Raw genomic sequence first — 14,502 nt, 5'->3', positions numbered from 1 at the left:
GTCTGTTTTGGCTGCTATCCAATGAGTATAGATAGCGGCCAAAAGAGACTGAAAAGGAGAAGGTGCTAAAAAGGCCCCACTTGCGTGGAGCCTTTATTGTACGCTTTTTAACGCGTGATTTCAGTCAAATCCACTTACATGGACTGAGTGAAAGTACGGGTGATAACGTCCTGCTGCTGTTCTTTAGTCAGGGAGTTAAAACGTACTGCGTAGCCAGATACGCGGATGGTCAGCTGAGGATATTTCTCAGGGTGTTCCATCGCATCAAGCAGCATTTCACGGTTCATTACGTTCACGTTCAGGTGCTGACCACCTTCGATGGACGCTTCGTGGTGGAAGTAACCATCCATCAGACCCGCGAGGTTAGTTTTACGCACTTCGTCGTCTTTACCCAGCGCGTTTGGCACGATGGAGAAGGTATAGGAGATACCATCTTTCGCGTAAGCAAACGGCAGTTTAGCCACGGAGGTCAGAGAGGCAACAGCACCTTTCTGATCACGACCGTGCATTGGGTTAGCACCTGGTCCGAATGGCGCGCCAGCGCGACGACCGTCTGGGGTATTACCAGTTTTCTTACCATACACAACGTTAGAGGTGATGGTCAGAACAGACTGAGTCGGGATAGCGTTACGGTAGGTAGTGAGTTTCTGAATTTTCTTCATGAAACGTTCTACCAGGTCAACCGCCATGTCATCAACGCGAGAATCGTTGTTACCAAACTGCGGATATTCGCCTTCGATTTCGAAGTCTACGGCCAGGCCGTCTTCGTCACGAATGGGTTTAACTTTCGCATATTTGATTGCAGACAGGGAGTCAGCAGCAACGGACAGACCTGCGATACCACACGCCATGGTGCGAACAACGTCACGGTCGTGCAGCGCCATCAGAGAGGCTTCGTAGCTGTACTTGTCGTGCATGTAGTGGATAACGTTCAGCGCAGTGACGTACTGTTTCGCCAGCCAGTCCATGAAGTGATCCATACGTTCCATGACTTCGTCATAGTTCAGCACGTCGCCTTTGATTGGCTCAGACTTAGGACCAACCTGCATTTTCAGTTTTTCATCAACGCCGCCGTTGATAGCGTACAGCATGGTTTTCGCCAGGTTTGCACGCGCACCGAAGAACTGCATTTGTTTACCAACAACCATTGGGCTTACGCAGCAAGCGATAGCGTAATCGTCGTTGTTGAAGTCCGGACGCATCAGGTCATCGTTCTCGTACTGCAGAGAAGAGGTGTCGATGGACACTTTAGCGGCGAATTTCTTGAAGTTCAGAGGCAGTTTTTCAGACCACAGAACGGTGATGTTCGGCTCCGGAGAAGGACCCATGGTGTACAGGGTATTCAGGAAGCGGAAGCTGTTTTTGGTTACCAGAGTACGGCCGTCAACGCCCATACCGCCGATAGATTCAGTTGCCCAGATTGGGTCACCGGAGAACAGCTCATCGTATTCTGGGGTACGCAGGAAGCGAACCATACGCAGTTTCATGACCAGGTGGTCAATCATTTCCTGTGCGTCTTGCTCGGTGATTTTGCCTGCTTTGATATCACGTTCGATGTAAGCATCCAGGAAGGTGGATACGCGACCGAAGGACATTGCTGCACCGTTCTGAGACTTAACAGCGGCCAGGTAGCCGAAGTAGGTCCACTGGATAGCTTCCTGAGCGTTGGTAGCCGGACCAGAGATATCGCAGCCATATTTCGCCGCCATCTCTTTGATCTGACCCAGCGCACGGTGCTGTTCAGCAATCTCTTCACGCAGACGGATAGTCGCTTCCAGGTTTACGCCGTTTTCCAGATCGGACTGCAGGGAAACAAACTGCGCGTACTTGTCTTTCATCAGGAAGTCGATACCGTACAGCGCAACGCGACGGTAGTCACCGATGATACGGCCACGGCCATACGCATCTGGCAGACCGGTCAGAACGCCAGATTTACGGCAGTTCAGAATGTCTTTGGTGTAAACATCGAATACGCCCTGGTTGTGGGTTTTGCGGTATTCGGTGAAGATTTTTTTCAGCATTGGGTCCAGCTCGCGATTGTACGCTTTGCATGAACCTTCAACCATTTTGATGCCACCGAACGGAATGATTGCGCGTTTCAGTGGAGCTTCAGTCTGCAGACCAACGATTTTCTCGAGGGCTTTGTTGATGTAGCCAGCATCGTGAGAAGTGATGGTGGAAGCAACGGAAGTATCGAAATCAACTGGCGCGTGAGTGCGGTTTTCCAGTTTAACGCCTTCCATTACGCTGTCCCACAGCTTGGTGGTTGCGTCAGTTGCGCCAGCCAGGAAGGACTCGTCACCTTCATACGGGGTATAGTTTTTCTGAATAAAGTCACGGACGTTGACTTCATTCTGCCAGTCACCTTTAGTAAAACCTTCCCAGGCTGTGGCTAACTTTTCATTAAGCTCGGACATGTAACACCTACCTTCTTAAGTGGATTTTTTATTTACTGCCTGAGACAACCATTAATGATGATTGTCGCCACGCAGGTAAATGACCCAGTATGTCAACCCAACTAACAGACCCCCACCGATAATGTTCCCGATAGTGACGGGGATCAGGTTATCAGTAATGAAATTCATGATAGTCAGGTGAGAGAAACTTTCCGGGGTTGAACCAACTGCAGTCCAGAACTCCGGGCTCGCAAAGTTGCGGATAACAATCCCCATTGGGATCATAAACATATTCGCGATACTGTGCTCGAAGCCGCTGGCAACAAACATCGCAACCGGCAGAACCATAATCATGGCTTTGTCCATCAGGCTACGACCCGAGTAGCTCATCCAGACCGCCAGGCAGACCATCAGGTTTGCGAGGATGCCGAGAGCAACGGCTTCGATAAACGTATGGTGCATTTTGTGGTCAGCGGTTTGCAGGACGTTAAGCCCCCAGCCGCCGTTGGCGGTCATATACTCGCCAGAGAGCCACATCAACAGAACAAAGAGCAGACAGCCAACGAGGTTACCCACGTAGACGTTGAACCAGTTGCGTGCCAGCTGGCCCCAGGTGATTCTTCCGCTGGCTTTTGCGACCACAATCAATACCGTTGAGGTAAAGAGGTCAGCACCGCAGATGACGCAAAGAATCAAACCCAGTGAGAAGCAGATACCACCAATCAGCTTAGCGATGCCGAAAGGCATGTCGGCTGTGCCAGTGGTGGCGGTGATGTAGAAGACAAAAGCAATGGAGATGAACACACCAGCGGTAATCGCCAGGAAGAACGTGGTCATCGGATGTTTCGTTGCTTTATAGACACCCGCTTCTTCGGCCACTTTGGCCATTGCAGCTGGGAGTAAAAGATCAAAAGGGTTGTCAGCTTTCACACTAACTCTCTCTTTATTAAGTCGGCGACGAGATACTAACAAAGCATTATAGAAGAGAAATTGATATAGATCATATCTCGCCTGGCTTATAGGCCCGCTATGTGTATGGTTTTACAGCAAAAGCGGAGTAAGTTTTTGATTATCCGAATAAAAATAAATTTTAAAAGTTATGAAAAGAGTTGAATTATTTCGTTCAGCCTCCCTTAAAACAGTTAATTAAAATGGAGTATTTACCATAAAAAGTAACAGTAAAGCACAGGCAAGTATGTTTATATTTACCTTAATTTAACTTCAATATTACATTCAATTGTCATTGCTGAAAAAATATAAAAAAGGGGCAATGAAATTGCCCCGTAATATAGCCCAGGCGAGAGAATTCGCCTACTGTTGGTAATGTTATGTGCGCTTATTTTGACCAGTAAGCGGCTTTTGCTTTCTGCAGCTTCTCATAGGCTTTCAGCAGCGACTGGTGCGCAGGGAACGCCGTCAGATCGCTATCAACCGCCTGCAGGCCGTAGAACGGTTCTTCACCGCTCAGCGCCGCGCTGGCCGCTTCAACCGCCTCTGCACCGTACATCCGCACAAAGGCGTTGAGGTATTGCAGCGGCTGACGATCTTCTTCCTGCGAGAGCAGCAGCAGAGTCTGCAGGCAGCGATAGTAATTGGTGCGTTCCGCCGAGAAGACCGACTGGTTAAATTCCATCGTCCACTCCGTCCAGGCCAGAGCCTGATCCAGATCGCCGCCCGCCAGCGCCAGCATCGCTTTAAGTTCACCGATGCGCAGGGTGCACCAGCCGTTGTCTTTCCCGGTGGCCAGGCCCAGCAGCTCGCGCACGCGGGTAAAGTCATCGTGGCCTTCTTCATCCAGCTGGGCGATCAGGTTCAGGTAATCTTCTTTTTCCCATTCGCTGCCCGGCAGGGCCAGCAGCGTTTCGCGCAGGTGCGCGCCCATGCTGTTGTTCGCCAGCCACAGATCTTCCGCTGGATAGATGTCGGACATGCCCGGCACGATAATACGGCAGGCGTAAACGCCCAGATGCTCATAGTCTGCGATGTAGACTTCCTGATCTTCCGCGTCGAAGATTGCCATCAGCGTGGCGAACTCTTCTTCCGTGGTGCCCGCAAAGCTCCAGTCCACAAACGGGTAGTCCGCATCCTGCTTGAACATATCCCAGGAGATCAAACCGCTGGAATCAATGAAGTGGGTCTCGAGGTTGGTATGCTCGGCCACTTCTTCATCGTCAAAGGTCGGCGGGGTAAACACGTCGAGATCCTTCAGGCTGCGGCCCTGAAGCAGTTCGGTGACGGTACGCTCGAGTGCTACGCCAAAGTCCGGGTGAGCGCCGAAGGAGGCGAAGCAGGTTCCGTTAGCCGGGTTAAACAGTACCACGCAGATAACCGGATATTTGCCGCCCAGAGAACCGTCGTACGCGAAGATTGGGAAACCTTCTGCTTCCAGCTTAGCGATGGATTCCACCACGCCCGGATAGCGCGCCAGCACGTCAGCTGGAATTTCAGGCAGGCTGATGGACTCGGCAATAATGCGGTTTTTGATATGACGTTCGAAAACTTCAGACAACCCCTGAACGCGCGCTTCGTTGCGGGTGTTACCGGCAGACATGCCGTTAGACACATAAAGGTTACCGACGATGTTCATCGGAATGTAAACCGTCTGTTCGTCGGACTGGCGGGTGAACGGCAGGGCGCAGATGCCGCGATCCTCATTACCGGACTGCAGGTCGATCAGCATGCTGGCGGTGAGCTCGTTTTCCGGATCGTAAAACGCGCGCAGGCGAGCGTCCAGAATGCCCTCTGGCAGCGCGTCGTCTTCGCTCAGCGGGAACCATTTTTCATTGGGATAGTGGACGAACGGGCCGTTGGCGATAGTTTCGCCCAGCCAGAAATCGGCGAAGAAATAGTTGGTGGAGAGACGCTCAAAATACTCACCCAGCGCGGAGGCCAGCGCGGCTTTTTTGGTTGCACCTTTGCCGTTGGTAAAGCACAGCGCGCACTCTTTGTCGCGAATATGCACGGACCAGACGTGAGGCACCGGGTTCAGCCAGGAGGCTTCTTCGATATTAAAGCCCAGGTCGGTCAGTTTTTGCTGGAAGCGAGCGATGGAATCTTCCAGAGCGGCGTCTTTGCCGGGGATAAACGTTTGAGTCATGGCGTTCACTTTTATCGTACGTAAAGCGCGCAATGATACGGGTTTTGCGTGACGGGTGCTATCTTCGGCGAAAATAAATGCCTGAGCTATGCTTATGGCAGGTAACCTACTGTTAAGGCGTAAAAAAATGAAAGCATTCGATCTCCAGCGGATGGCGTTTGATAAAGTTCCGCCCGAGTTTTTAGGGGAAGTCGCGCTACGAAGTTTATATACCTTCGTACTGGTTTTTCTGTTTCTCAAAATCACCGGGCGGCGCGGCGTGCGCCAGATGTCGCTTTTTGAAGTTCTCATCATTCTGACGCTGGGCTCCGCGGCAGGGGACGTTGCCTTTTATGACGACGTGCCGATGGTACCCGTTTTCATCGTCTTCGTTTCGCTGGCGCTGCTGTATCGCCTGGTGATGTGGCTGATGTCTAAGAGTGAAAAGCTGGAGGATCTGCTTGAAGGTAAGCCGGTCGTTATCGTCGAAGACGGGCAGCTGGCGTGGGAGAAAGTCAAAGGTGCCAACATGACGGAGTTCGAGTTCTTCATGGAGCTGCGGCTTAACAGCGTCGAGCAGCTGGGGCAGGTGCGGCTGGCCATTATGGAAACGAACGGACAAATCAGCGTCTACTACTATGCCGATGACGAGGTTAAGCCCGGCCTCTGCATTTTGCCCGACATGCTGGTGGAGCGCTTTCGCGTGGTGCCGGAAAATGAAGAGTATGCCTGTGTAAGATGTAGCCATGTCGTTCCCATGAAGGCTGGCGATCGTCAATTGTGTCCTCGCTGCGCGAATCCGGAATGGACGAAGGTTAGCCGGGCCAAACGGCTCGCCTGACAGCCTTTTTGTCGGTTTTGTCGCGTACCGGTGGCAGATTGTATTGTGTGACGAGGGACACATTTTCCCGACCATCCGTTTTAGCCATTGCGGCGCGTGTCGCTGGATGATAAAACCGATAGCCACAGTGATAACTTATTGCTTTTAGCGTGGTGAGGGGAAATGGCTCAAGTTTTTAATTTCAGTTCAGGCCCGGCGATGTTACCGGCCGACGTGCTTAAACAGGCTCAGCAGGAGCTGTGTGACTGGAACGGTCTGGGTACGTCGGTAATGGAAATTAGCCACCGAGGAAAAGAGTTTATCCAGGTGGCGGAAGAGGCAGAAAAGGATTTTCGCGATCTGCTGAACATCCCCTCGAACTACAAAGTATTGTTCTGCCACGGCGGCGGGCGCGGTCAGTTTTCGGGTATTCCGCTAAACCTGCTGGGCGACAAAACCACCGCCGACTACGTTGATGCGGGCTACTGGGCGGCGAGCGCGGTCAAAGAAGCGCACAAATACTGCACGCCAAACGTTATTGATGCCAAAGTGACCGTTGACGGCCTGCGCGCCGTGAAGCCGATGAGTGAATGGCTGCTTTCCCGCGACGCGGCGTATCTCCACTACTGTCCGAACGAAACTATTGACGGCATTGCGATTCACGAAGAGCCAAACTTTGGCGAAGACGTGATTGTGACCGCGGATTTCTCCTCAACCATCTTATCCGCGCCGCTGGACGTCAGCCGTTACGGCGCGATTTACGCGGGCGCGCAGAAAAATATCGGCCCCGCAGGCCTGACTATCGTTATCGTACGTGAAGATCTGCTGGGCAAGGCGCATCAATCCTGCCCGTCGATCCTGGATTTTAGCGTGCTGAACGACAACGACTCGATGTTCAACACCCCGCCGACGTTTGCCTGGTATCTCTCCGGCCTGGTCTTCAAATGGCTGAAGCAACAGGGCGGCGTCGCGCAGATGGACAAGATCAATCAGCAAAAAGCCGAGCTGCTGTACGGCGTGATTGATAAGAGCGACTTCTACCGCAACGACGTCGCAAAAGCTAACCGCTCCCGCATGAACGTGCCGTTCCAGCTGGCAGACAGCAATCTGGACAAGGTGTTCCTTGAAGAGTCGTTCGCCGCTGGCCTGCACGCGCTGAAGGGCCACCGCGTGGTGGGCGGCATGCGCGCCTCCATTTATAACGCGATGCCGCTGGAAGGCGTCAAGGCGCTAACCGACTTCATGGTCGACTTCGAACGTCGTCACGGTTAATTTCGCCGTTTTTCACCCCCGCGGCTCTGCTGCGGGGTTTTTATTATGTCGAGTTGAGAGTTAAGTTTCATGGAATCCCTGACGTTACACCCTATCGCGCGCGTAGACGGCACCATCAACCTGCCCGGTTCAAAAAGCGTCTCGAACCGCGCGCTGCTGCTGGCTGCGCTGGCAAATGGCACCACCGTCCTCACCAATCTTCTGGACAGCGATGACGTGCGCCATATGCTCAATGCGCTGAAAGCGTTAGGCGTTCACTACACGCTGTCTGACGATCGCACCCGTTGTGAAGTGATCGGCAACGGCGGCGCGCTGCGCTCGGCTGAAGAACGTGAGCTGTTTCTGGGGAATGCCGGAACGGCAATGCGCCCGCTGGCGGCGGCGCTCTGTCTCGGCACCAGCAACGTTGTGCTGACCGGCGAGCCGCGCATGAAAGAGCGGCCGATCGGCCATCTGGTGGACGCCCTGCGTCAGGGCGGCGCGCAGATTGACTATCTCGAGCAGGAAAATTATCCACCGCTGCGCCTGCGCGGCGGCTTCACCGGCGGCAGCGTTGAGGTTGACGGCAGCGTCTCCAGCCAGTTCCTGACCGCGCTGCTGATGACGGCACCGCTGGCTCCGCAGGATACCGTTATCGCCATCAAGGGCGATCTGGTCTCTAAGCCGTACATTGATATCACGCTGCACCTGATGAAAACGTTTGGCGTTGAGGTGGACAACCAGTCTTATCAGCGCTTCGTGGTGCGCGGCGCGCAGCAGTACCAGTCTCCGGGCAATTATCTCGTTGAAGGTGATGCCTCTTCGGCATCCTACTTCCTCGCGGCAGGCGCAATTAAAGGCGGTACTGTAAAAGTGACCGGCATTGGCCGCAACAGCGTGCAGGGCGATATCCGCTTTGCGGACGTGCTGGAGAAAATGGGCGCGGTGGTGACCTGGGGCGAGGACTTCATCTCGTGCACGCGCGGTGACCTGAACGCCGTTGATATGGATATGAACCACATCCCGGACGCGGCGATGACCATTGCCACAGCGGCGCTGTTTGCCAAAGGCACCACCACGCTGCGCAACATCTACAACTGGCGGGTAAAAGAAACTGATCGCCTGTTCGCGATGGCGACCGAGCTGCGCAAAGTGGGTGCAGAAGTGGAAGAGGGCGAAGACTACATTCGCATCACGCCTCCGGCAAAACTGCAGTTTGCCGAAATCGGCACCTATAACGACCACCGTATGGCGATGTGCTTCTCGCTGGTGGCGCTGTCCGATACGCCGGTGACGATCCTCGATCCGAAATGCACGGCAAAAACCTTCCCGGACTACTTCAAACAGCTGGCGCGCATTAGCACCCTGGCCTGACAACGCGTTGCCGCATCGCCCGATGCGGCATTTCCTTACGCTTCCTGACGTTGACCTCCGCCCGTTTCTTCTACACTCAGCTTCATTCATTCCGTATTTTGCACGCAAAGGTAACAGTTGCGACCGTTGGCGCGTATAATGCGCGGCGTTCATGTTAACGGTATGCCTTTATTAAGGAGAAAACGATGACGGCAGTTGCCCCGGTAATCACCATTGATGGGCCAAGTGGCGCAGGGAAAGGGACCTTGTGCAAAGCGATGGCAGAAGCACTGCAATGGCATCTCTTAGATTCGGGAGCAATCTATCGCGTGCTGGCTCTGGCAGCGCTGCATCACCATGTGGATGTCGCCTCTGAAGACGCGCTGGTACCGCTGGCTGCGCATCTGGATGTACGTTTTGTCTCAACCGATGGTAACCTTGAAGTGATTCTGGAAGGAGAAGACGTCAGCGGTGAAATCCGCACTCAGGAAGTGGCTAATGCCGCCTCTCAGGTCGCCGCCTTCCCGCGCGTTCGCGAGGCGCTTTTACGCCGCCAGCGCGCGTTCCGCGAAGCGCCGGGACTGATCGCCGACGGGCGTGATATGGGTACCGTGGTCTTCCCTGATGCACCCGTGAAAATTTTCCTCGACGCCTCTTCGGAAGAACGCGCGCAGCGACGTATGCTTCAGTTGCAGGAAAAGGGGTTTAGTGTTAACTTTGATCGCCTTTTGTCCGAGATAAAAGAGCGCGATGACCGCGATCGTAACCGCGCCGTCGCTCCACTTGTTCCTGCAGAAGATGCATTAGTTCTGGATTCAACCAGTTTAACTATTGAGCAAGTGATTGAAAAAGCGCTACAATATGCGCGCCAGAAATTGGCACTCGCGTAATCGCGACAGAATTAGTAGTACCCCCGCTGCAATGGATTGTGAGCGGGTATGTGAAACAACCCCATCCGGCATGAAGCCAGGTGGACGTTAAATCTAACTCTGAAGATTAAACATGACTGAATCTTTTGCTCAACTATTTGAAGAATCTTTAAAAACAATCGAAACCCGTCCGGGTTCCATCGTTCGTGGCGTTGTTGTCTCTATCGACAAAGACGTAGTCCTGGTTGATGCGGGTCTGAAATCTGAATCTGCAATTCCTGCAGAGCAGTTCAAAAACGCAGCCGGCGAGCTGGAAATTCAGGTCGGTGACGAAGTTGACGTTGCGCTGGACGCAGTAGAAGACGGCTTCGGCGAAACCCTGCTGTCCCGTGAAAAAGCTAAGCGTCACGAAGCTTGGATCACGCTGGAAAAAGCTTACGAAGAAGCTGAAACTGTGGTCGGTGTTATCAACGGCAAAGTTAAAGGTGGCTTCACTGTTGAGCTGAACGGTATTCGTGCGTTCCTGCCAGGTTCACTGGTAGACGTTCGTCCAGTTCGTGACACCCTGCACCTGGAAGGCAAAGAGCTTGAGTTCAAAGTAATCAAGCTGGACCAGAAGCGTAACAACGTTGTTGTATCCCGTCGTGCCGTTATCGAATCCGAAAACAGCGCAGAACGCGATCAGCTGCTGGAAAACCTGCAGGAAGGCATGGAAGTCAAAGGTATCGTTAAGAACCTCACTGACTACGGCGCATTCGTTGACCTGGGCGGCGTTGATGGCCTGCTGCACATCACCGACATGGCGTGGAAACGCGTTAAGCACCCAAGCGAAATCGTGAACGTGGGCGACGAAATCACTGTTAAAGTGCTGAAGTTCGACCGCGAGCGTACTCGTGTATCCCTCGGCCTGAAACAGCTGGGCGAAGATCCATGGGTAGCTATCGCTAAGCGTTACCCAGAAGGTACTAAACTGACTGGTCGCGTTACCAACCTGACTGACTACGGCTGCTTCGTTGAAATCGAAGAAGGCGTTGAAGGTCTGGTGCACGTTTCCGAAATGGACTGGACCAACAAAAACATCCACCCATCCAAAGTTGTTAACGTTGGTGATGTAGTGGAAGTGATGGTTCTGGATATCGACGAAGAACGTCGTCGTATCTCCCTGGGCCTGAAGCAGTGCAAAAACAACCCATGGCAGCAGTTCGCGGAAACCCACAACAAGGGCGACCGTGTTGAAGGTAAAATCAAGTCTATCACTGACTTCGGTATCTTCATCGGCCTGGACGGCGGCATCGATGGCCTGGTTCACCTGTCTGACATCTCCTGGAACGTTGCAGGCGAAGAAGCAGTTCGTGAATACAAAAAAGGCGACGAAATCGCTGCAGTTGTTCTGCAGGTTGACGCAGAGCGTGAGCGTATCTCCCTGGGCGTTAAACAGCTCGCAGAAGATCCGTTCAACAACTGGGTTGCACTGAACAAGAAAGGCGCAATCGTAAACGGTAAAGTGACTGCAGTTGACGCTAAAGGCGCAACCGTAGAACTGGCTGACGGCGTTGAAGGTTACCTGCGCGCTTCCGAAGCTTCACGTGACCGCGTTGAAGATGCCACTCTGGTTCTGAGCGTTGGCGACGACGTTGAAGCGAAGTTCACCGGTGTTGACCGTAAGAACCGCGCAATCAGCCTGTCTGTTCGTGCTAAAGACGAAGCTGATGAGAAAGATGCAATCGCAACTGTTAACAAACAGGAAGATGCAAACTTCTCTAACAACGCAATGGCTGAAGCTTTCAAAGCAGCTAAAGGCGAGTAATTCAAGTTCTGGCTTCCTTTGAGCTGTAACGCATTTACAGTGATTAGGGTAAGAAGCGGACTTGACAGATTGCAGGATTCGTCCTGTAATCAATAACAAAGGGCGGCTACGGCCGCCCTTGTTTAATGAGCTATCAAGCTAATTGGTTTGAAAGGAACCGGAGGAATCATGACCAAGTCAGAATTGATTGAAAGACTTGCCAGTCAGCAGCCGCATGTCCCGGCAAAAGCCGTGGAAGATGCTGTAAAAGAGATGCTGGAGCATATGGCCACCACTCTTGCCCAGGGCGAGCGCATTGAAATCCGCGGTTTCGGTAGTTTTTCTTTGCACTATCGTGCTCCACGCACCGGGCGTAACCCGAAGACTGGCGATAAAGTCGAGCTGGAAGGTAAATACGTTCCACACTTTAAGCCGGGTAAAGAGCTGCGCGATCGCGCCAATATTTACGGCAACTGAGTCTCTGACTTGGTTACCAAAAGAAAAGCACCTGCGGGTGCTTTTTTTGTGTCCGGCGTTCCGTATTGGAAGCCATCTCGCAGTTGAGATTGTCCGTTGCTGTAAGCGGCTATATTTCTGCCAGCGCTTCTCGTAAAACCGTTCTATTCACTCTGACATTTCACGGCACAACCTTCACACTTCCCAAAACAGGGAGGTCTAATGAGTATTGCTGCCGTAAGCGTTTGTCTGATTTTGTCCATTATCCCGTTGCTGTGGCTGCCGTCTCTGCCTGATATGCCGACGATATGGACCCTGATTGCGCTCGCCTTTGTGCTGACATTTTTCCCCTTCCGCAGGTTGCGCTATGTGCAGCTGGGTCTACTTTTTTTCGCCTGGGGAATACTGGCCGCGCGGGAGGTGGTCTGGCCAACGGAGCACCTTACCAAAGGGCCGCAGCATGTTGAGGTGGTCATCACCGAGACCGATGGCGCAACCACGCACAAAGGACGCATTGTCAGCCTTGACCACGCTTCGTGGTTCGGTAAAACCGAGATCGTCCTGTACGGCAACTACCTGCCGCAGCCAGCCTGCGCCGGGCAGCGTTGGGCAATGACGGTGCGCCTGCGGGCCGTACACGGTCAGCTAAACGACGGCGGCTACGATTCGCAGCGCGCAGCGCTGGCTCAGCACCAGCCCCTGACGGGGCGCTTTACGCATGCAGAAGCCATCGATGCGTCCTGTAGCCTTCGCTCTCAGTACCTTAGCTCGCTGACGTCAACGCTTTCGCCTTACCCATGGGGGAGCGTGATGTTGGGGCTGGGGATGGGGGAGCGCCTGGCCGTTTCAGCTGACGTAAAAACACTGATGCGTGAAACAGGAACGCTCCATCTGATGGCGATATCAGGGCTGCATATCGCGCTTGCGGCATCCATCGTGTGGCTGCTTGCGCGAGGGTTACAGTTTCTGCTTCCGTGTCGTTGGATCGACTGGCGGCTGCCGCTTATTGCCGGCACCGTTTTTGCCCTCTTTTACGCCTGGCTGACCGGGTTACAGCCCCCGGCGCTTCGCACGGCGGTTGGGCTTATCGTGCTTGCGCTATTAAGGATGAGCGGCAGGCAGTGGTCTCCCTGGCAGGTCTGGTCATGCTGCGTGGCGGCGATACTGTTCGTCGATCCGCTGGCGATCCTCTCTCAAAGCCTGATGCTTTCCGCTTTCGCGGTGGCCGCCCTGATATTCTGGTATCAATGGCTACCGCTCCCGGCCTGGCGTTTACCTCGAGTCGTAAAACCGGTGATAAACCTGCTGCATTTACAGCTGGGCATGCTGTGCCTGCTGTTGCCCCTGCAGGTCTCTCTCTTTCATGGCATCAGCCTTTCTTCGCTGGTGGCTAATCTCTTTGCGGTCCCGCTGGTGACGTTTATCTCGGTGCCGCTGATTTTGGCCGGCATGCTGCTGCATCTTTTTCCACTGGTGACCCTCGAACTGGCAGTCTGGTGGGCGGCTGATAAATCTCTGGCCGTTCTGTTCTGGCTCTTGCAGCAGCTGCCAAACGGCTGGATGAACGTAGACGAGCGCTGGCAGTTGCTCGCCGTTGCGCCATGGCTGCTGGTGATGGGATGGCGTTTGCGTTCATGGCATACCGTTCCTGCCCTTTGTCTCGCGCTGAGCGCCGTGCTCCTGTTCCCGCTTTGGCGAGAGAAGAAGGATGACAGCTGGACGCTACACATGCTTGACGTGGGGCAGGGGCTTGCGATGGTCATCGAGCGGAACGGGCAGGCGATACTTTACGATACGGGACTTGCGTGGCCGGGCGGGGACAGCGCGCAGCAAATCATTATTCCCTGGCTGCGCTGGCATCGCTTAACGCCGGAAGGGGTCATCGTGAGTCACGAACATGCCGATCATATCGGCGGGCTGGCATCGCTGCGCGCCGCCTGGCCAGCGATATGGATTAAAAGCCCGCTGAAGAGAGCCGGGCATCAGCCCTGCTTTCGCGGCGAGCGCTGGGAGTGGCAGGGCCTGACATTCACGGTGCACTGGCCTCCGGCGGATTATCGACAGCAGGGGAACAACCGCTCATGCGTGGTAAAGGTCGACGACGGGCGGCACAGCGTGCTACTGACCGGCGATATTGAAGCGCAGGCTGAACGGGCGATGCTAAGCCACCATTGGCAATATCTTACGTCTACACTTATCCAGGTGCCGCACCATGGCAGCAATACCTCTTCTTCGCCGCCGCTGATTCAGCGCGCTGGCGGTAGCCTGGCGCTGGCTTCCGCAGCGCGATATAACGCCTGGCGATTTCCGTCATCACGCGTCGTGAAACGCTATAAAAAGGAGGGCTACGCATGGTTCGATACGCCACAGAGTGGGCAAATCTCGGTGACGTTTTCGCGACAGGGCTGGCAAATTCGCCGCTTACGCGATCAATTTTTACCGCGTTGGTATCATCAGTGGTTTGGCGCGCCCGTCGATAACGGGTAGAATATGCG

Annotated in this window: 10 protein-coding genes; 7 read left to right on the top strand and 3 right to left on the bottom strand. The window is 53.9% G+C overall.

What is annotated here, in order from left to right; genetic code table 11:
• Window positions 1-134: 134 nt before the first annotated feature.
• The 3 genes from pflB to ycaO form a co-directional block, all read right to left on the bottom strand.
• Complete coding sequence (gene pflB / locus AB8804_RS05110) at window positions 135-2,417, bottom strand: formate C-acetyltransferase (RefSeq protein WP_006174442.1); 2,283 nt, start codon at window positions 2,415-2,417, stop codon at window positions 135-137.
• 51 nt (window positions 2,418-2,468) lie between these two features.
• Window positions 2,469-3,326, bottom strand: coding sequence for a formate transporter FocA (gene focA, locus AB8804_RS05105; RefSeq protein ID WP_371183731.1), 858 nt, complete (start codon window positions 3,324-3,326; stop codon window positions 2,469-2,471).
• A 406-nt stretch (window positions 3,327-3,732) separates the two neighbouring features.
• On the bottom strand, window positions 3,733-5,493 hold the full coding sequence (gene ycaO, locus AB8804_RS05100) for a 30S ribosomal protein S12 methylthiotransferase accessory factor YcaO (protein ID WP_371183729.1): 1,761 nt from the start codon (window positions 5,491-5,493) through the stop codon (window positions 3,733-3,735).
• 127 nt (window positions 5,494-5,620) lie between these two features.
• Between ycaO and AB8804_RS05095 the strand changes: the two genes are divergently transcribed.
• The 7 genes from AB8804_RS05095 to AB8804_RS05065 all read left to right on the top strand — a co-directional run bounded on the left by AB8804_RS05095 (window position 5,621) and on the right by AB8804_RS05065 (window position 14,494).
• On the top strand, window positions 5,621-6,313 hold the full coding sequence (locus AB8804_RS05095) for a DUF421 domain-containing protein (protein ID WP_371183727.1): 693 nt from the start codon (window positions 5,621-5,623) through the stop codon (window positions 6,311-6,313).
• A 162-nt stretch (window positions 6,314-6,475) separates the two neighbouring features.
• Window positions 6,476-7,564, top strand: a complete 1,089-nt coding sequence (serC, locus tag AB8804_RS05090; protein WP_371183725.1) for a 3-phosphoserine/phosphohydroxythreonine transaminase — start codon at window positions 6,476-6,478, stop codon at window positions 7,562-7,564.
• Window positions 7,565-7,633: 69 nt separating this feature from the next.
• Complete coding sequence (aroA, locus tag AB8804_RS05085) at window positions 7,634-8,917, top strand: 3-phosphoshikimate 1-carboxyvinyltransferase (protein ID WP_371183723.1); 1,284 nt, start codon at window positions 7,634-7,636, stop codon at window positions 8,915-8,917.
• A 185-nt stretch (window positions 8,918-9,102) separates the two neighbouring features.
• Window positions 9,103-9,786 (top strand): (d)CMP kinase, encoded by a 684-nt coding sequence (gene cmk, locus AB8804_RS05080; protein WP_371183721.1) that lies wholly within the window; start codon window positions 9,103-9,105, stop codon window positions 9,784-9,786.
• Between the two features lie 112 nt (window positions 9,787-9,898).
• Window positions 9,899-11,572, top strand: a complete 1,674-nt coding sequence (rpsA, locus tag AB8804_RS05075) for a 30S ribosomal protein S1 (RefSeq protein WP_371183719.1) — start codon at window positions 9,899-9,901, stop codon at window positions 11,570-11,572.
• Between the two features lie 168 nt (window positions 11,573-11,740).
• Window positions 11,741-12,028 carry an integration host factor subunit beta gene (gene ihfB, locus AB8804_RS05070; RefSeq protein WP_014069584.1) on the top strand — a complete coding sequence of 96 codons (288 nt, stop codon included), beginning with the start codon at window positions 11,741-11,743 and terminating at the stop codon, window positions 12,026-12,028.
• Between the two features lie 201 nt (window positions 12,029-12,229).
• Window positions 12,230-14,494, top strand: a complete 2,265-nt coding sequence (locus tag AB8804_RS05065) for a ComEC family protein (RefSeq protein ID WP_371183716.1) — start codon at window positions 12,230-12,232, stop codon at window positions 14,492-14,494.
• Window positions 14,495-14,502: the final 8 nt, after the last annotated feature.

Origin of the sequence: Enterobacter sp. KBR-315C3_2022 (assembly GCF_041399425.1) — a bacterium.
Classification (GTDB): Bacteria; Pseudomonadota; Gammaproteobacteria; order Enterobacterales; family Enterobacteriaceae; genus Enterobacter.
Note: the sequence above shows the minus strand (reverse complement) of the source record. Positions and strands in the feature narration are given on the sequence as shown.